General features: G+C 62.5%; 18 protein-coding genes. 14 read left to right on the top strand and 4 right to left on the bottom strand.

The genetic code is table 11. From position 1 onward, the window contains the following. Positions 1–870 (bottom strand): endonuclease/exonuclease/phosphatase family protein, encoded by an 870-nt coding sequence (locus AO692_RS09340; protein WP_054309843.1) that lies wholly within the window; start codon positions 868–870, stop codon positions 1–3. A 118-nt stretch (positions 871–988) separates the two neighbouring features. Here AO692_RS09340 and obgE point away from each other — a divergent pair, with 118 nt between their 5' ends. The 14 genes from obgE (at position 989) to AO692_RS09270 (ending at position 15,089) form a co-directional block, all read left to right on the top strand. Beyond that, positions 989–2,020 carry a GTPase ObgE gene (obgE, locus tag AO692_RS09335; RefSeq protein WP_054309793.1) on the top strand — a complete coding sequence of 344 codons (1,032 nt, stop codon included), beginning with the start codon at positions 989–991 and terminating at the stop codon, positions 2,018–2,020. Between the two features lie 9 nt (positions 2,021–2,029). Then, the gene (proB, locus tag AO692_RS09330) at positions 2,030–3,181 is read left to right on the top strand and encodes a glutamate 5-kinase (RefSeq protein WP_152979773.1); all 1,152 of its coding nucleotides are present in this window, start codon (positions 2,030–2,032) and stop codon (positions 3,179–3,181) included. A 2-nt stretch (positions 3,182–3,183) separates the two neighbouring features. Next, positions 3,184–4,470: a glutamate-5-semialdehyde dehydrogenase gene (locus AO692_RS09325; RefSeq protein WP_054309791.1), complete on the top strand. Its 1,287-nt coding sequence runs from the start codon at positions 3,184–3,186 to the stop codon at positions 4,468–4,470. A 132-nt stretch (positions 4,471–4,602) separates the two neighbouring features. Next, positions 4,603–5,190 carry a nicotinate-nucleotide adenylyltransferase gene (locus tag AO692_RS09320; protein WP_054309790.1) on the top strand — a complete coding sequence of 196 codons (588 nt, stop codon included), beginning with the start codon at positions 4,603–4,605 and terminating at the stop codon, positions 5,188–5,190. A gap of 286 nt (positions 5,191–5,476) precedes the next feature. Further along, a complete protein-coding gene (gene rsfS / locus AO692_RS09315; RefSeq protein WP_054309842.1) occupies positions 5,477–5,854 on the top strand; it encodes a ribosome silencing factor in 378 nt (125 codons plus the stop codon). 128 nt (positions 5,855–5,982) lie between these two features. Further along, positions 5,983–6,465 carry a 23S rRNA (pseudouridine(1915)-N(3))-methyltransferase RlmH gene (gene rlmH / locus AO692_RS09310; protein WP_054309789.1) on the top strand — a complete coding sequence of 161 codons (483 nt, stop codon included), beginning with the start codon at positions 5,983–5,985 and terminating at the stop codon, positions 6,463–6,465. Positions 6,466–6,580: 115 nt separating this feature from the next. Then, positions 6,581–7,894: a murein hydrolase activator EnvC gene (locus tag AO692_RS09305; protein WP_054309788.1), complete on the top strand. Its 1,314-nt coding sequence runs from the start codon at positions 6,581–6,583 to the stop codon at positions 7,892–7,894. Between the two features lies 1 nt (position 7,895). Then, positions 7,896–9,227 (top strand): S41 family peptidase, encoded by a 1,332-nt coding sequence (locus tag AO692_RS09300; RefSeq protein ID WP_054309787.1) that lies wholly within the window; start codon positions 7,896–7,898, stop codon positions 9,225–9,227. A 238-nt stretch (positions 9,228–9,465) separates the two neighbouring features. Then, entirely contained in the window at positions 9,466–10,647 is a 1,182-nt protein-coding gene (locus tag AO692_RS09295) for a divergent polysaccharide deacetylase family protein (protein ID WP_054309786.1), read from the top strand. A gap of 2 nt (positions 10,648–10,649) precedes the next feature. Continuing rightward, positions 10,650–11,171 (top strand): RNA pyrophosphohydrolase, encoded by a 522-nt coding sequence (locus tag AO692_RS09290; protein ID WP_054309785.1) that lies wholly within the window; start codon positions 10,650–10,652, stop codon positions 11,169–11,171. Positions 11,172–11,355: 184 nt separating this feature from the next. Then, positions 11,356–12,483, top strand: a complete 1,128-nt coding sequence (gene alr, locus AO692_RS09285; RefSeq protein ID WP_054309784.1) for an alanine racemase — start codon at positions 11,356–11,358, stop codon at positions 12,481–12,483. Positions 12,484–12,767: 284 nt separating this feature from the next. Next, positions 12,768–13,196, top strand: coding sequence for a nucleoside diphosphate kinase regulator (gene rnk / locus AO692_RS09280; protein ID WP_054309841.1), 429 nt, complete (start codon positions 12,768–12,770; stop codon positions 13,194–13,196). Further along, positions 13,193–13,723: a hypothetical protein gene (locus AO692_RS09275; protein ID WP_054309783.1), complete on the top strand. Its 531-nt coding sequence runs from the start codon at positions 13,193–13,195 to the stop codon at positions 13,721–13,723. Before rnk ends, AO692_RS09275 begins: the two co-directional genes overlap by 4 nt. Positions 13,724–13,835: 112 nt before the next feature. Continuing rightward, the gene (locus AO692_RS09270) at positions 13,836–15,089 is read left to right on the top strand and encodes a D-amino acid dehydrogenase (RefSeq protein ID WP_054309782.1); all 1,254 of its coding nucleotides are present in this window, start codon (positions 13,836–13,838) and stop codon (positions 15,087–15,089) included. A 49-nt stretch (positions 15,090–15,138) separates the two neighbouring features. Here AO692_RS09270 and AO692_RS09265 read toward each other — a convergent pair whose 3' ends face one another. The 3 genes from AO692_RS09265 to AO692_RS09255 are packed head-to-tail and all read right to left on the bottom strand — an operon-like array spanning position 15,139 to position 17,079. Next, positions 15,139–15,531 (bottom strand): VOC family protein, encoded by a 393-nt coding sequence (locus tag AO692_RS09265; RefSeq protein ID WP_054309781.1) that lies wholly within the window; start codon positions 15,529–15,531, stop codon positions 15,139–15,141. Positions 15,532–15,538: 7 nt separating this feature from the next. Beyond that, positions 15,539–16,168 carry a transcriptional regulator gene (locus tag AO692_RS09260; protein ID WP_200911717.1) on the bottom strand — a complete coding sequence of 210 codons (630 nt, stop codon included), beginning with the start codon at positions 16,166–16,168 and terminating at the stop codon, positions 15,539–15,541. A 29-nt stretch (positions 16,169–16,197) separates the two neighbouring features. After that, positions 16,198–17,079 (bottom strand): LysR family transcriptional regulator, encoded by an 882-nt coding sequence (locus AO692_RS09255; RefSeq protein ID WP_054309779.1) that lies wholly within the window; start codon positions 17,077–17,079, stop codon positions 16,198–16,200. Positions 17,080–17,182: the final 103 nt, after the last annotated feature.

The following is a 17,182-nucleotide window of genomic DNA, read 5'->3' as shown; positions in this document are numbered from 1 at the left end:
TCAGCCGAGTTCGAGCCAGACGGGCAAATGATCGGAGCCGTCGGCTTTGCGGTCGACCCAGAGGCGTTTCAGCGCGCCGGCCAGCGAGGCGCTGGTGAAGATGTAGTCGATGCGCTTGTGGCGGCTTTCGTCCTCGGGACGGTCGGGGTCGACCCAGGTGACGAGGTCCGGTTCCCCGGCGCCCAGCCGCACGGCGGCGTCGACGGCAAGATCGGCACTGAGATGCAGGCCGAATTCATGATCGGGCATGCCGGCGAATTCGACATATTCGGGCGAACCGGCCAGCATGTTGAAGTCGCCCATCACGACGAAAGCCTCGGGACATGGCGGTTCCGGCAGGCCGATCTCGCCAAGGCCGCTCAGGCCGCCGCCTTCGAGCGCGTAGTTGAGCACACGGTCACGCAGGTAGCGGATCTGCCTGGCGCGTTCGATTGGGTTGCGATGGTCGAGATGGGCCGAATAGAAGCGCACGAAACCGAGCGGTGTCTCAACGAGGGCTTCGATGGCGCCGCGCTGGAAATTCATGGTGCCGACGGAGCGGCTTCGCGGCAGAAGCAGATTGCGCGACAGATGGATCGGTGTCTTCGACAACACCATGTTGCCGAGCTGGAAGGTGATGGTGCGAGCGCGGCCGTCAACGACGGACGAACCGATATTCGCCTCGAAATTCGAGCCATAGACGGCAAAATAATCAGGCAACGCTTCGCTGATCGCGGCAACCATGTCGTGTCCGCCGTTGCGCGGGTTGTTGCGCGAGACTTCCTGCAGGGCGATGACATCGGCGCCACGCACGGCATCGGCGATGCGGGCGAGGTTGTAGCCGCCGTCGAGGCCAATGCCGTACTGGATGTTGTAAGTGACGATCCTCAAACGAACTCTCCCGCCTCCGGCCGCAAAATCGGCCATGCCCGCTCTCGCTCTAGCGCTTTCCATAGTTTAGAGCAGACGGGTTCGTGAAACTCCATAGCAACAGAAATCGCGTCGTCCGATGAAATTCCTCGATCAAGCCAAGGTCTATATCCGCTCCGGCGATGGCGGAGCCGGTGCCGTCTCGTTCCGGCGCGAGAAGTTCATCGAATTCGGCGGACCGGATGGCGGCGACGGCGGTCGCGGCGGCGATGTCTGGGTCGAGGTCGTCAACGGGCTGAACACGCTGATCGACTATCGCTATCAGCAGCATTTCCGCGCCAAGACCGGCGTGCATGGCATGGGCCGCAACCGCACCGGCGCCAAAGGCGCCGACGTGACGCTGAAAGTGCCGGCCGGCACGCAGATCTATGCCGAGGACAATGAGACGCTGATCTGCGATCTGACCGAAGAGGGACAGCGTTTCCGCCTGGCTGCCGGCGGCAATGGCGGTTTCGGCAACCAGCATTTCAAGACCTCGACCAATCAGGCGCCGCGGCGCGCCAATCCCGGCCTGCCGGGCGAAGAGCTGACGATCTGGCTGCGGCTCAAGCTGATCGCCGATGCCGGGCTGGTCGGCCTGCCGAATGCCGGCAAATCAACCTTCCTGGCGGCGGTGACGGCTGCAAAGCCGAAGATCGCCGATTATCCATTCACCACGCTCCACCCGGGCCTTGGCGTCGCGCGCATCGACGCGCGTGAATTCGTGCTGGCCGACATTCCCGGCCTGATCGAGGGTGCGCATGAAGGGGTCGGCATCGGCGACCGTTTCCTCGGCCATGTCGAGCGCACGCGCGTGCTGCTGCATCTGGTTTCCGCGCAGGAGGAAAACCCGGGCAAGGCCTACAAGACCGTGCGCAAGGAACTGGAGGCCTACGGTAACGGGCTGGAGGACAAGGTCGAGATCGTCGCGCTCTCCCAGGCCGACACGCTGGATGAGGATGCACGCAAGAAGAAGCTGGCTTCGCTGAAACGCGCCGCCGGCCGCGCACCGCTGCTGGTTTCGGCGGTCACCGGCGAAGGTGTCGAGGCGGTGCTGCGCGCGCTGATGGCCGTGGTGGCCGAAGCGCGCGATGCTGTGCCGGCAAGGGTCGAGACGCGCTGGGAACAGTAGGAAATGTCCGTGCAGTCTCTGAAGAAATACCGCCGTATCACGGTCAAGATCGGTTCGGCGCTGCTGGTCGACCGCACGACCGGGTTGAAACGCGAATGGCTGGCGTCGCTGGCGCAGGATGTCGGCACGCTGGCTGCCGGCGGCGCGGAAGTCCTTGTCGTATCGTCGGGCGCCATTGCACTCGGACGCACCATACTGGGGCTTGGCAAGCGGGCCTTGAAACTGGAAGAAAGCCAGGCGGCTGCCGCTGTCGGGCAGATCGCATTGGCCGGCGCATGGTCGGATGCCTTGGGCGGTCATGGTTTGAAATCCGGCCAGATCCTGCTCACTTTGGGCGATACGGAAGAGCGCCGGCGCTATCTCAACGCGCGCGCCACCATCTCGACATTGCTCAAGATGAAGGCCGTGCCTGTCATCAACGAGAACGACACGGTGGCGACGTCCGAAATCCGCTATGGCGACAATGATCGCCTGGCGGCGCGTGTCGCCACGATGATGGGCGCGGACCTTCTGGTGCTGCTTTCCGACATTGACGGGCTTTATACGGCGCCGCCGGCGCGCGACCCGAATGCCCAGTTCATTCCGGTTGTCGAGCGCATCACGCCTGATATCGAGGCAATGGCGGGTGCCGCGGCTTCAGAATTGTCGCGCGGCGGCATGCGCACCAAGCTCGATGCTGGCAAGATCGCCAACGCGGCTGGTACCGCCATGGTGATCACCGCGGGCACGCGCCTGTCGCCGCTGATGGCGATCGAGCGTGGCGAGCGCGCCACCTTCTTCAAGCCGAGCCCGACGCCGGTGAAAGGCTACAAGACCTGGATCGCCGGCCAGTTGGAACCGGCGGGGCGACTGACTGTCGACGCCGGCGCCATCGGCGCGCTGATGTCGGGCAAATCGTTGCTTCCGGCGGGGGTGAAACTGGTGAGCGGCAATTTCGCACGCGGCGATACCGTGGCTATCCTGTCGCCCGAAGGCCGCGAGATTGCGCGTGGGCTGGTTGCCTATGATGCGGCCGATGCCGTAAGAATCGCCGGTCTCAAGACAGCCGAGATCGAAACGGTGCTCGGCTATGAGGCGCGTTCGGCAATGATCCACCGCGACGATCTGGTGGTCAGCCATGCTGGTGTGCAAGGTGGAGCCGGCGCGCAAGGTGGAGAATGAGCATGCTGACGCTGCATGAAGGGAAGACGGGCGATACCACTCGGCTCATGGCAGAAATCGGCCGCAAGGCGCGGGCTGCCATGCGACCGCTCGCCATCGCTTCGACCGCTGCCAAGAACGCCGCTCTCTCCGCCATGGCTGACGCCATCCTGCGCAACGAAAAGGCAATCCTGGAAGCCAATGCCATCGATGTGGCGAATGGCGAGGAAGCAGGTCTTTCGCCGTCCTTCATGGATCGCCTGAAGCTCAATCCCGCGCGTATTGGCGCGATGAGCGACGGCATTCGCGAGATCGCGGCACTGAAGGACCCTGTCGGCGACACGATCACCGAGTGGGACCGGCCGAACGGCCTGCACATCGAGCGCGTGCGCACGCCGCTCGGCGTCATCGGCGTCATCTATGAAAGCCGCCCGAACGTGACGGCGGATGCCGGGGCGCTGTGCCTGAAGGCCGGCAATGCAGTAGTCCTGCGTGGCGGATCCGATTCGATCAATTCGTCCGCCGCCATCCATACCTGCCTGGTCGAAGGGCTGAAGGCAGCGGGATTGCCTGAAGACGCGATCCAGCTGGTGCCGACCACCGATCGCGCCGCTGTCGGCGAGATGCTGAAGGGCCTGTCCGGCAATCTGGACGTCATCATCCCGCGTGGCGGGCGCAGCCTTGTCGAACGCGTGCAGAACGAGGCGCGTGTTCCGGTGTTCGCGCATCTGGAAGGCATCTGCCACCTCTACATCGACAAGTCGGCCGATCTCGACATGGCCGTGAAGATCGCGGTCAATGCCAAGATGCGGCGCACCGGCATCTGCGGCGCGGCCGAAACGCTGCTGGTCGACCGGGCCGCAGCGTCCACGCATCTGGTTCCGGTACTGGAGGCCTTGCGCGCCGCCGGCTGCGAAATCCATGCCGATGCCGACGTGCTGAAGGCTTTCTCCAATGCCACGCCGGCAACGGACGCCGACTGGGTGACGGAATATCTCGACGCCATCATCGCGGTGAAGCTGGTCGACGGGGTCGGCAGCGCCATCGACCATATCGAGACGTTCTCGTCGCATCACACCGAGGCGATCGTCGCCGAGGATGCCGCCGCCGTGGAGCGTTTCTTCAACGAGATCGACTCCGCCATCCTGCTGCACAACGCCTCGACGCAATTCGCCGATGGCGGCGAGTTCGGCATGGGCGCGGAGATCGGCATCGCCACCGGCAAGATGCACGCGCGTGGCCCGGTCGGCGTGGAACAGCTTACCTCGTTCAAATATCGCGTGCGCGGCAACGGACAGGTGCGGTCGTAGCACCTTCGGTCGCGTTTTCGATGTAAGGCGGTTGGGGACCAGAATTTGAGATCCGACGGACCCCCGACTGATATTGGCCAACAGGTTGACCAGGCGCGGCCGCCAGCAGGGATCGCCTCGCATTATCTGCGCATGCCCTATGTGGAAAAAGGCATGCAGGTCGGCCTGTTCGGGGGCTCGTTCAACCCACCGCATGCCGGCCATGCTCTTGTTGCCGAGATCGCGCTGAGGCGGCTTGCTCTCGATCAGCTCTGGTGGATCGTCACGCCGGGGAATCCGCTGAAGAGCACACGTGAACTCGCACCGCTGGCCGAGCGCATCCGATTGTCGGAAAAGGTCACCAAGAATCCGCGGATCAAGGTGACGGCTTTCGAAGCAAGCCACCACATACGCTACACCGCCGACACCCTGGCGCTGGTGCGCGCCAAGAACCCCGGAGTCGATTTCGTGTGGATCATGGGGGCGGATTCGCTGCGCGACTTCCACCGATGGCAGCGCTGGCGCCAGATCGCCATGACCTTCCCGATCGCCGTCATCGACCGGCCGGGAGCGACCCTGTCCTTTCTGTCGTCCGTCGTGGCCAAGACGTTCGACTATGCCCGGATCGACGAAGGCGATGCTCCCATTCTGGCGCATATGCGGGCGCCGGCCTGGACCTTCATCCACGGTCCGCGCTCGCTTCTGTCATCGACCGCGATCCGGCAAGCGGCGAAGAAATAGCAGTTTTGCAAGATGGATCAGCGGTTTGACGGTTCGTTTATGACAAGCGTGGGTTAGAGCGTTTCCGGTTTCACGGAAACGCGAAAACGCTCTAACTCTTTGTTTTTTGCGTAATTCCGGGCGCAAAACCGCTTCGCACTTTTGCTGGAATAACTCCAGCTTGTCTTGAAACTGCAATGCGACTCTGCCTATCTATTAGGGGTCACCTGATTTGGTTGGTGACTTCGTTGTTCTTGTCGCGAAAGGAAAGACACTGAGAACAGCACTGCGGAAGAAGGCCGACATCGTGCCTTCGGCGGCCGGGATAGGCGGCATCGACGCCTCGGCCCGCGCCATCAAGACAGTCCTTGCCAGTCTGGAAGACTCCAAGGCCGAAAACATCGTCTCCATCGACATTCAGGGAAAATCGAGCCTCGGCGACTACATGGTTGTCGCGTCCGGCCGATCGAACCGTCATGTCACGGCGGTTGCCGATCATCTCCTCAAAGCGCTCAAGGATGCCGGTTACGGCGATGCGCGCGTCGAGGGGCTGGCCAGCGCTGACTGGGTGTTGATCGATTCCGGCGATATCATCGTGCACGTCTTCCGACCCGAGGTCCGTGACTTCTACAATCTTGAAAAGATGTGGCAGGCACCCGACCTTGAAGAAGAGACCCTCCACTGAACCGTAAGGTTCCGCGGAGCAATTCCAGGAAAAGTGCGTAGCGGTTTTCCGTGCGGAATTGCGTGGAAACAAAGAGTTAGAGCGTTTCCGCGTCTCCGTGAAAAAACGGAAACGCTCTAGAGGCAGGGATGAAGATCATCGTACATGCCGTGGGTCGGATGAAAGCCGGCCCCGAAAGGGATTTGGCAGCTCGCTACTTCGACCGTTTCGCCAAGAGCGGTCCCGCGATCGGTCTTGAATTCTCCGGTGTCACGGAAGTCGCCGAAAGCCGCGGCCAGACCGCCAGCGAACGTCGACGCGAAGAGGGTCAGAGACTGCAGACCCAGCTACAGCCGGGTGGTGCACTGATTCTGCTCGACGAACGGGGACGGCATTTTTCCTCCGAAGAATTCGCCGGTCGTATCGGACTGTTCCGCGATGGCGGCCGCAAGGCCGTGATCCTAGCGATCGGCGGCGCCGACGGCCACGATCAATCGTTGCGCGATCAGGCCGATCTGGTCGTGTCGCTGGGGGCGATGACCTGGCCGCATCAACTGGTGCGGGTCATGCTGGGCGAGCAGCTTTACCGGGCGGCGACGATCCTTGCCGGCCATCCTTATCACCGATCATAGCTGTCCACCTGACCGATTTTCGCCCCAATGCGGTTCGAGAAGCCCTGCGGAGGGACGGTGCGAACACTTATGGTTGATGGTTCGTTAATGAAGCCGGAAATACAGTCGGGCTTCCATGTTTGAGCGTATGAGATCGAAAAACGGCGTTGTGTGCGGCTGCTTGATTGCTGCCGCGTTCGTTGCGTCGTTTTCGGCAAAGGCCGAAGATGGGCCGGATACCGCGCCCGATGCCGATCAGAACCGGGCCGAATATGAACGCGTGGCCAAGGAGATCACGCTTTCGGCCGAGCGCCTGAGCAAGCTTGCCGCCGACATCGCCACAGTGAAGAAGGATTCGGCGTCGATCACGGCCGCACTTATCCAATCGGCCAAGACCGAGCAGAAGCTCGGGCAGGATATCGAAGACATCAGCGGCAAGGTCGGCGGCCTGAAGGAGCAGGAGAAAAAGCTGCGCGAATCGCTCGCGGCCCGCCGTGACGTGTTGGCCGAAGTGCTGGGTGCATTGCAACGCATGGGCCTCAATCCGCCTCCGGCCATTCTGGTCAAGCCGGAAGACGCGTTGTCTTCGGTGCGCAGTGCGATCCTTCTTGGTGCAGTGGTGCCGGAATTGCGCCACCGGGCCGACATCGTGGTGACCGAGCTGAAAGAACTGTCGCGGGTGACGACCTCGATCGAGGCGGAGCGTACTCGACTGGCCGCCGCCGTCACCGATCAGGTGGCTGAGAAGCAGCGGCTCAACCTCTTGCTGCAGGCGAAGGAAAAACTGCAGTCCGAAACTGAAACGGCCCTGGTCGACGAGCAAAAGAAGGCTCGCGACCTCGCGGCGAAGGCCTCTAGCCTGAAAGACCTGATCGCCTCCCTCGATGCCGAGGCTGAAAAGACACGCAAAGCGGCCGAAAAGGCCAGGCAGAACGAGGCCGCCCAGGCGGATGCCGATGCGAAGGCAGCCGCAACCGCCGTTCCGGAAGCGAACCGCCTCGCCTCGTCCGTGCCGTTCTCAGCCATGCAGGGGCAGGTGTCGTTGCCGGTGACCGGCAAGATCCGGCGTCGTTTCGGCGCCGACGACGGGACCGGCGGTGCCATGCTGGGCGACATGGTTGCGACACAATCGGGCGCCATCGTGACGGCGCCGGCGGATGGGAGTGTCCTCTATGCAGGACCTTTTCGTTCCTATGGACAACTCTTGATCCTGAACGCCGGCGACGGCTATCATGTCGTTCTGGCGGGAATGAGCAAATTGAATGTAGCGGCAGGCCAGGCCGTGCTCGCGGGCGAGCCGATCGGAACCATGGGCGAGGCCCGCGTAGCGAGCACATCGGCAACGCAGAATGGAAATACCACGCTGGAGCTCTACATCGAGTTCCGCAAGGATGGAAAACCCGTCGATCCTAACCCATGGTGGGCGGAGCGATTTTCTGGAAGGACGTAAGATGATGCGGAAATTGTCGCTCTTGTTTGCCGGCGCGCTGATGGGTGCGTCTGCCATGAGCCTGGTTTATGGGGTTCCAAGCTCGGCGGCGAACGCGGCAGGCTCCGACACCTATAAGCAGCTTGCCATCTTCGGCGACATCTTCGAGCGCGTGCGCGCTCAATATGTGACGCCGCCGGATGACAAGTCGCTGGTGGAAAACGCCATCAATGGCATGCTCTCGTCGCTCGACCCGCATTCGTCCTACATGAATTCCGAACAGGCGCAGGACATGCGCGTTCAGACCAAGGGCGAGTTTGGCGGCCTCGGCATCGAGGTCACGATGGAGAACGACCTCGTCAAGGTCATCACACCGATCGACGATACGCCTGCAGCCAAGGCCGGCGTTCTGGCTGGCGACTACATCGCCAAGATCGACGGTGAGGAAGTTCGTGGCCTGACGCTCAACGATGCGGTCGACAAGATGCGCGGCGCGGTCAATACGCCGATCAAGCTGACCATCCTGCGCCAGGGTGCCGACAAGCCCATCGATGTGACGGTGGTGCGCGACATCATCAAGGTCAAGGCCGTGAAATACCGGGTCGAGAACGACATCGGCTACATGAAGATCACCTCCTTCACCGAAAAGACCTATGACGATCTGCAGAACGCCATCGCAGAGGTCAAGAAGCAGGTGCCGAAGGACAAGCTGAAGGGCTACGTGCTCGACTTGCGGCTCAATCCGGGCGGCTTGCTCGACCAGGCCGTGTCGGTTTCCGATGCTTTCCTGAAGCGGGGCGAGATCGTTTCGACGCGCGGACGCGATCCCAAGGACGTGACACGCTTCGACGCCAAGACCAAGACGACCGACGAGATCGACGGCAAGCCGCTGGTGGTGCTCATCAATGGCGGTTCGGCCAGTGCCTCCGAAATCGTGGCGGGCGCCCTGCAGGACATGAAGCGCGCCACGGTCGTCGGCACGCAGTCCTTCGGCAAGGGCTCGGTGCAGACCATCATCCCGCTCGGCGAGAATGGCGCGCTTCGCTTGACGACGGCGCTCTACTACACGCCGTCCGGCAAATCGATCCAGGGCAAGGGCATTTCGCCCGACATCAAGGTCGATCAGCCGGTTCCGGCGGAACTGCAGGGTCGCGACCTGACCCGTGGCGAGTCGGATCTGAAGGGCCATATCAAGGGCGTGGAAGAGAGCACGCAGGGCTCCGGCTCGGCCGCCTATGTGCCGCCGGATCCGAAGAACGACCTGCAGCTGATCTTTGCCGAACAGCTGCTGCGCGGCGAGAAGACCGACCCGGCCTTCCCGCCGAACCCCGACAAGGCGGTGATGAACCAGTAAAGCTGGCGGCGGGTTCTCTCAAAGGACACTGGCCGCCTGAACGCAGCAATGCGATGCTGCCGGAACCGCAAGGTTCCGGCAGTTTTGATTCGGGGACTTGCCGGGAGCAATTCCAGGAAAAGTGTGTCGCGGTTTTCCGTCCGGGATTGCGTCAAAACAAAGAGATAGAGCGGGTCGCCGTTTCGTTGAAAATGGTGAACCGCACTAACGCGCCGCGCAGGCGGCAGGGGTTGGCGGCTTGGCTGATTTCACCAAAGAGATCGAACGCCCGCTTGGGCAATCTGTCCGGGCGTCCGCGTCGCGTTCGGCACGACGGTTCGGCCGCGGCCAGATGGTGGCGGCTTTGGGCGTTTTGGCGATTGTCGGCGCTTCTGCGCTGATTGCCTTCGGCGAAAAACCGTTTCGCAAGCCCGAGGTTGTCGCGACTCCGGTGCCTCAGGAAACGAAGCCGGTTGAAACGGCGACTCAGATACCTGCTGCGTCCGAAGTATCGCCAAAATCCGCACCGCAGCCGAAGAAGAGCGGCGGACCGCAGATCATTCACGTTCAGCCGACCGACTCGGGCGGTCAAGCCGGCATCGTCATTCAGGACGCTTCCGCGGTCGGCCAGAACCTGTCGGTGGCGCATCTGCCCGACAAGGCCTTGATCGAAGACGGCGAAGGCGGTCCTCTGCCGATCCGCTCGGCGGATGGGCGGCGACCCTTTGATGTCTATGCTCGTCCCTGGTCCGGCGCGCGTGGGGCTCGCGTCGCCATCGTCATCGGTGGACTCGCCGTGTCGCAGACCGGCACACAATCGGCGATCGCCAAGCTGCCGGGTGAGGTGACGCTCGCCTTTGCCTCGCAAGGCAACAGCATCGGCCGTTGGATGCAGGAAGCGCGCCGGCGCGGCCATGAGATCGTCATGCAATTGCCGCTGGAACCGTTCGATTATCCCAACGTGAATCCGGGTCGCAACACGCTGACGGTCGATGCCGGTGAAGAAGAAAACCTGAAGAATTTGCGCTGGGTGCTGTCACGCACCACGAACTATACGGCGGTGATGAACTATATGGGCGCTCGCTTCTCCACCGATCCAGAGGCATTCGGGCCGGTGATGGCGGAACTTGCCAAGCGCGGCATCGGTTATCTCGACGACGGTTCTTCGGCGCGCAGCGTCGCGCCCGATCTGGCAAAGAAAGACGGCGTGCCGCTGGCGATCGCCGATACCGCGATCGATGGCGTGCAGGAGCGTGGCGCCATCTTGAAGAAACTCGATGAGCTCGAGGCCACCGCGCGCGCCAAGGGATATGCCCTCGGTACGGGGTCGGCTTTCAACGTCACCGTCGATGCCGTTGTGTCCTGGGTGAACGAAGCCAAGAAGCGCGGCATCGAGATCGTGCCGGTCTCGGCAGTGGCGACTGATCCCGAACGGAAGTGAGCATGGCAAAGAAAAAACTGGTCGATCCCGAAACGTTGCCCTATCGCCCTTGTGTCGGCGTCATGGTGCTGAGTGGCAAAGGCCTGGTCTGGGTGGGTCATCGCATCGCCGAACCGGACAGCGAGTTTGCTGGCACGACGCAGCTCTGGCAGATGCCGCAAGGAGGCATCGACAAGGGCGAGGAGCCGCTCGTTGCAGCCAAGCGGGAAATCTATGAAGAGACCGGGATGAGAAGCCTCGATCTTCTTGCCGAGGCTCCGAACTGGATCAACTACGACCTGCCGCGCGATCTGGTCGGGATCGCCTTCAAGGGCCGCTATCGCGGCCAGACGCAGAAATGGTTCGCGTTCCGTTTCCATGGCGATGAAAGCGAAATCAAGATCAATCCGCCACCGGGCGGACATGACGCGGAATTCGACGACTGGGGATGGAAGCCGATGAGCGATCTGCCCAATCTCATCGTGCCGTTCAAACGCAAGGTCTACGAAGAGGTCGTTGCAGCCTTCCGGCATCTGGTGGCATAACCGTTGCGGGAACCAATCGTATTGCCGCACGGGGTCGAAGATGGTCGATGCCGCCAGGATTTCCGGAGCTAGAGCAATTTCAGGAAAAGTGTGCAGCGGTTTTCCGTCCGGAATTGCGTAAAAACAAGGAGATAGAGCGTTTCGCCGTTTCCATGAAACGGTGAAACGCTTTAGACCACCCGAATTGACCAGAACGACGCCTCATACGCCTGCCCAGCCCGATGAAGCGGCAGCCGGCGCCATCCTCACCATCGATCTTGGTGCCATTCGCGAAAACTACCGTCGCCTGAAAGCACGTCTTGATGGCGTTGCCTGCGCCGGCGTTGTCAAAGCCGACGGTTATGGGCTTGGCGCAGCGCAAGTGGCGAATGCCTTGCGAAAGGAGGGCTGCGAAACTTTTTTCGTCGCCCACCTCTGGGAAGGCGTCTTGCTGCGTGACGCGCTTGGTGCCGCGCCAACCATTTTTGTTCTGCACGGCCTGCTGCCCGGATCGGAAGCGCAAGGGGAAGCGGCCGCACTCACACCGGTCATCAACAGCACCGGGCAACTTGTCGCCTGGCGCGGTCTCGCGCGTCAACTTGGCAAGAAGCTGCCGGCGGCGATCCAGGTCGACAGCGGCATGTCGCGCATCGGCATGGCGCCGGTCGAGGTGAAAGCATTGGCGGCTGACCCATCCGGTTTCGACGGCATCGAGCTCAAGCTGGTGATGAGTCATCTCGCTTGCGCTGACGAACCGGAGCATGGCGCCAACGAGGCCGAACGGCTGGAATTCGAACGGTTGCGCAAGATGTTGCCACCGGCACCGCTTTCCTTCGCCAATTCATCCGGCATCTTCCTCGGCAAGCCCTATCATCACGACCTGGCACGGCCGGGGGCGGCGCTTTACGGCATCAACCCGACACCGGGTCACAAGAACCCGATGCAGTCGGTGGTCAAGCTGGAAGCCAAGGTGATCCAGACCAGGCAGATCAATGCCGGCGCAGGGGTCGGTTACGGTCACACTTTTCACGCTGCAGGTCCCCTTCGGACGGCGACGATCGCCCTGGGTTATGCCGACGGCTGGCATCGCCGCACCTCGGCGGCTGCCTTTTTCGACGGTGCCGAATTGCCGTTCATCGGCAGGGTATCGATGGATTCGATCATCCTCGACATCTCTGCGCTGTCCGAAGGACGCCTCAAGGAGGGCGATCTTGTCGAACTCATCGGTCCGTCACATCCGCTCGACACCGTGGCGGATGTCGCGGGCACGATCGGTTACGAGGTTCTGACCAGCCTTGGCCATCGTTTCCATCGGCGCTACCTGGGCGGTTGAGCGGCCTTGCCATGCTTGACAAGCCGTGCCGGGTCGGCAAGGCTCGCCGCATGAGCACTTTTGCCCATAACCGGACCTGTTTCAGGATCTGCCCTATCGCGGGAGCGTAGCCCCGGCGCGGATGCCTTTGTGCGTCCGTTCGTACCGGGGCTTTTTTCAAGAACAGACATGAATTTCGAGCCGACGGCGACTTAGAGCGTCGCGCGCCGGCTCGATTCAAGGCCGCCATGCGTGCGGCCGGCTGCGCATCGTTTCGATGCGCCATCAACATGAAAGGTTTCACCATGCAAAGATCAATCAAGGTTCGTCCGCCCGATACCATATTGGTGACTGCCAGTGACCACGGCCGCTTGACCGGCCTGGCGCGGGCCTCTCTCGACCGCTTGCCCGATACTGCCGAAGAGCTACTTTCCGAGATGGATCGCGCGACCGTGGCCGCTCCCGGCACTTTGCCGGACACCATCGTGCGCATGGGGTCCACGGTCATCGCGCGGAACGGTGACGGCGCCGAACAGCGGATGATGCTGGTGTATCCGGCCGAGGCAGACATCGCCGCGCAACGGATTTCCGTGCTTACGCCGCTGGGCACGGCGCTAATCGGCGCCGAGGTTGGCCACTGCGTTCGATGGACGACGCGCGACGGCCGCGAGATGGTGCTCGACATTGTCGCTGTCGAACCGCCGCATGCGGATCGAGGCGAGGCACGGGCATGAACAGGACCTGCCGCCTTACCACCAAGGATTTCGCAATCCTGGAAACGATGCTGGAACGCCGGCGTGCGCTGGGCGATCCGCTCGCCCCGCTGCTGGAAAAGAAACTTGCCAATGCCAGCGTGGTGCTGATCGATTCCGTCGATCCCGATATCGTGACCATCAACAGCCGCGTCACGTTCCGCATCGGTGCCAATCCGGCGGAGACGCGAACCGTAATCCAGAACGAGGTGCGCGGCGTTGTGGGCGGTAGCCTCCCGGTGACAACGCCATGGGGGCTTTCGCTGCTTGGCATGGCGGAGGGCGAAGCAGGTCTCGTCGAGCGGTCGGGTGGCGAGACCGAGCCGATCCGGGTGGTGAAAGTGCTGTTCCAGCCGGAAGCAGCGCGCCGTGCCAGTATCGCCCGGCAAGTGCGGCCTGCACTCCGACTGGTCTACAGTGCCAATAGCATTGTGCCACCACTTGGCGTGGAGACGAAAATCCGGCAGACAGGGGCCGATGACGACCCAGGCGGCCCAACGGCAGCGTGATTGGGTGGTTGGAGCGCCGCTCGTACGTTCGATGCGGGAAGGGCGCTCCGGTTTTGAAGTTGCGTTCGAAAAGTCTGCAGCTTTTCGGGATCGTGCTCTAGGAGCGGGACTTATGAGAATTCTGGTGCTTGGCAGCGGCGTGATCGGGGTGACCGCCGCCTACTATCTGGCGGAAGCCGGCCATGAGGTGACGGTGGTGGACCGCCAGGCCGGTCCGGCACTGGAAACCAGCTTCGGCAATGCCGGCGAGGTTTCGCCGGGCTATTCTTCGCCCTGGGCGGGCCCCGGCGTTCCGGTCAAGGCGATCAAATGGCTCTTGATGCATTTCGGGCCGCTGGTCATCCGCCCCAAGGTCGATCCGGCCATGGTGTCCTGGGTGCTGAAGATGCTGCGCAACTGCACCGAGGCGCGTTACGCGGTGAACAAGGCGCGCATGGTGCCGATCGCAGAATACAGCCGCGATTGCCTGAAGGCTCTGCGCGCCGAAATCGGCATCCAGTATGACGATCGCGCCAAGGGCACCTTGCAACTTTTCCGCAACCAGAAGCAGCTCGACGGAACCGCCGGCGACATCGAGGTACTGAAGCAGTTCGGCGTGCCCTACGAAGTGCTCGATCCGTCCGGCTGCATCGGCGCGGAGCCGGCGCTTGCCAACGTCAAGGGCAAGTTCGTCGGCGGCCTTCGCCTGCCGGGCGACGAAACAGGCGACTGCAAGATGTTCACCGAGCGGCTGGCCGAACACGCAGCCAAGCGTGGTGTGACCTTCCGCTTCAACACCTCGATCAAGGGCATTGCCACCGAAGGCGGCCGCATCGCCGGTGTCGACACCAGCGAAGGGTTGCTGACGGCGGACGCCTATATCTGCGCGCTCGGCAGCTATTCGCCCGTCATGCTGAAGCCGCTCGGGCTTTCGATCCCGGTCTATCCGATCAAGGGTTATTCGATCACCGTGCCGATCACCGAAGCGGCCGGTGCGCCGGAATCGACCGTCATGGACGAAACCTACAAGGTGGCGATCACGCGTCTCGGCGATCGTATCCGCGTCGGCGGCACGGCCGAGATTTCCGGTTACGATCTGGCCTTGCGTCCCGCTCGGCGGGCGACGCTCGAACATTCCGTCACCGATCTGTTCCCGCGCGGCGGCGACGTTTCGAAGGCCAGCTTCTGGTGCGGGCTCAGGCCGATGACACCTGACGGCCCGCCGATCATCGGCAAGACGCGCTACGACAATCTTTTCCTGTCCACCGGCCACGGCACGCTGGGCTGGACGATGGCCTGCGGTTCGGGACGGGTTCTGGCCGACATCGTGTCGGGCAAGAAGCCGGACATCGACGTCGGCGAACTCGGCATATCCCGCTATGCCTGAAGCAATGCGCCGACGGTGTTCTAGCGCATTGATCTGGCGACGTTGAAGATTATTTCTTCAGCGAACGCGGCTGGTCTTCCGACTGGTACATCGAGATCTGGTGGCCGTCCGGATCGGCGACTTCCGCCGACCATCCTCCGGGGGCATGGCTGACCGGCGTGACGATGGTCACGCCCTTTTCCGCCAGACCGGCGACGACATCGTCGATACCGCCTTCGGCGATCTCGAAGACGATGATGGGCGAATTGCCGGGCCGCGATTCCTGCTGGAAGAAAATCAGTTCGATGCCGTTGATGGTCTGCGCCATCAGCCATTCGTGGCCGTCGCCAGCATCGCCCATGTTCTGGACTTCAAGGCCAAGAACATCGCGATAGAAGGCTTCGGTGCGGCTGATGTCGGAAACGAAATAGCAGATGGTGCCAAGCTTTCTGTTGCGAAACACGGGATGTCTACTCCTGAGTTGAGGGTCTGCGTTCGCTCTGTTGCCGTGCCGCCTGTATTCGTGAGGGGATGTTCACCAAAAAAAGATGGCCGTCGGGATCATGGCTGGCGAGAAGCACCCCGTCGCGTCGCGCCGGTCCGAGCAAAGCGCGGCGGATGCTGCCGAAATGCAGCGTGCCGCCGAGGCCGGGGATTTCCTCGAGCCGGTTTCCGCCTGTATCGCGCCAACGTCGCCTGATCTCGGCGATGCGTTGCCGCAGGGCAGGATCCGACAGGCGCAGCAGCCACATGATTTCCTGGCGCGTATGGCCGGTCAGCACCAGAAGCGCGGTGGTTCTGAGTGCTGCGGGCAGCGCAGCGACAAAAGCCCTGGGCATATCCTCGCGCACAACGGATGTCGCCGGCTCGGCTTGCCAACGCGTTTCGCGCTGTCTCCGTCTGACGGCGGTGCGGGCTTCGAATGCCGCCCGCTTGTGGATGGCGCCTTGCAGCCATCGGCGGTTGTCGGGACAGGAAAGATCCGAACGGCCGGCCTCGATTGCCGAGAGCAGCACCGCCTGCAGGAGATCTTCCGCCTCGTCGGGTCGTCTCGACGCGCGTTGGGCCTGGCGCAGCAGTTCCACATAGGGCCGTGACAACAAGGTTCTCTCCCGAGATCTCGGTCGGTTCAAAGAAACAGGGCGCGGTCCTTTTCGACAAGCCCTGCGATGAAAGACGCGACGACCTGGATGCGCCGTAGCTGGCGCACGCTCTCATGATAGACCAGCCAATAGGCGCGGCGGATGGGGGGAGCTGCTTCCACCGGCACCAGTTCCGGCATCGAGCGGGCGACAAAGGTATGCAGGATGCCGACACCGGCGCCGGAGCGCACGGCCTCGGCCTGACCCATGGCGGAGGATATGGCGAAGGTGGAATGCCAGTCGTGGCTGAATTCGGCGGCATAGTCGAGCGACTGGCTGACAATCAGGTCCGGGACGTAGCCGATCAGAGGGTGATTTTTCAGCTCTTCCCGGCTCCGAGGCAGGCCATTTTTTTCGGCATAGATGCGCGAGGCGTAGAGGCCGAGCGTATAGTCGACCAGCTTGCCGGCGACGAGCCGGCCTTCCGTCGGTCGCTCCACCGTGATCGCAATATCGGCCTCGCGGCGGGACAGGGAAAAGGAACGGGGCACCGGCACGAGCTGCACCGTGAGTTCCCGGTGCAGGGCCGTCAGCGCGCCGAGCCGCGGCGCGAGATAGGCGACGCCGAAACCGTCCGGCGCGCCGATGCGCACTGTGCCGGAAATATCGTCGCCTTCGCCGGCAACCGTCGAGCGGGCGGCGATCATCTCGGCCTCCATGCGCTCGGCAATGTCGAGAAACCGTTCGCCCGCCGGTGTCAGTTCGGAACCGGTGGTAAGCCGGCGAAACAGTTTGGTGCGCAAGGCCTCCTCAAGGGTAGCGATGCGCCGGGAGACCGTGGCGTGGTTCAGTTCCAGGCGCTTGGCCGCGCCCAGGATCTGGCCGGAGCGGGCAACGGCGAGGAAAATACGCACGTCATCCCAGTTCATGATATCTCCATGGCGGCCGCGACTTCCTGGTGGTGAGGAAAGAAAAGTCGGCGTTATCTTTGCGCCGTTTAATGCTTGTGTCCAGGCCGATATACAATTCTTG

Origin of the sequence: Mesorhizobium sp. 1M-11, assembly GCF_001303895.1 — a bacterium.
Lineage (GTDB): Bacteria > Pseudomonadota > Alphaproteobacteria > Rhizobiales > Rhizobiaceae > Mesorhizobium.
The sequence above is the reverse complement of the archived record's forward strand: the minus strand, read 5'-3'. Positions and strand labels throughout refer to the sequence as shown.

Coding starts and splice junctions, on each gene's coding strand:
- obgE (WP_054309793.1), top strand. CDS start 989: ATGAAATTCCTCGATCAAGCCAAGGTCTATATCCGCTCCGGCGATGGC.
- AO692_RS09325 (WP_054309791.1), top strand. CDS start 3,184: ATGCTGACGCTGCATGAAGGGAAGACGGGCGATACCACTCGGCTCATG.
- AO692_RS09320 (WP_054309790.1), top strand. CDS start 4,603: ATGCCCTATGTGGAAAAAGGCATGCAGGTCGGCCTGTTCGGGGGCTCG.
- rlmH (WP_054309789.1), top strand. CDS start 5,983: ATGAAGATCATCGTACATGCCGTGGGTCGGATGAAAGCCGGCCCCGAA.
- AO692_RS09305 (WP_054309788.1), top strand. CDS start 6,581: ATGTTTGAGCGTATGAGATCGAAAAACGGCGTTGTGTGCGGCTGCTTG.
- AO692_RS09300 (WP_054309787.1), top strand. CDS start 7,896: ATGATGCGGAAATTGTCGCTCTTGTTTGCCGGCGCGCTGATGGGTGCG.
- AO692_RS09290 (WP_054309785.1), top strand. CDS start 10,650: ATGGCAAAGAAAAAACTGGTCGATCCCGAAACGTTGCCCTATCGCCCT.
- rnk (WP_054309841.1), top strand. CDS start 12,768: ATGCAAAGATCAATCAAGGTTCGTCCGCCCGATACCATATTGGTGACT.
- AO692_RS09275 (WP_054309783.1), top strand. CDS start 13,193: ATGAACAGGACCTGCCGCCTTACCACCAAGGATTTCGCAATCCTGGAA.
- AO692_RS09270 (WP_054309782.1), top strand. CDS start 13,836: ATGAGAATTCTGGTGCTTGGCAGCGGCGTGATCGGGGTGACCGCCGCC.
- AO692_RS09255 (WP_054309779.1), bottom strand. CDS start 17,079: ATGAACTGGGATGACGTGCGTATTTTCCTCGCCGTTGCCCGCTCCGGC.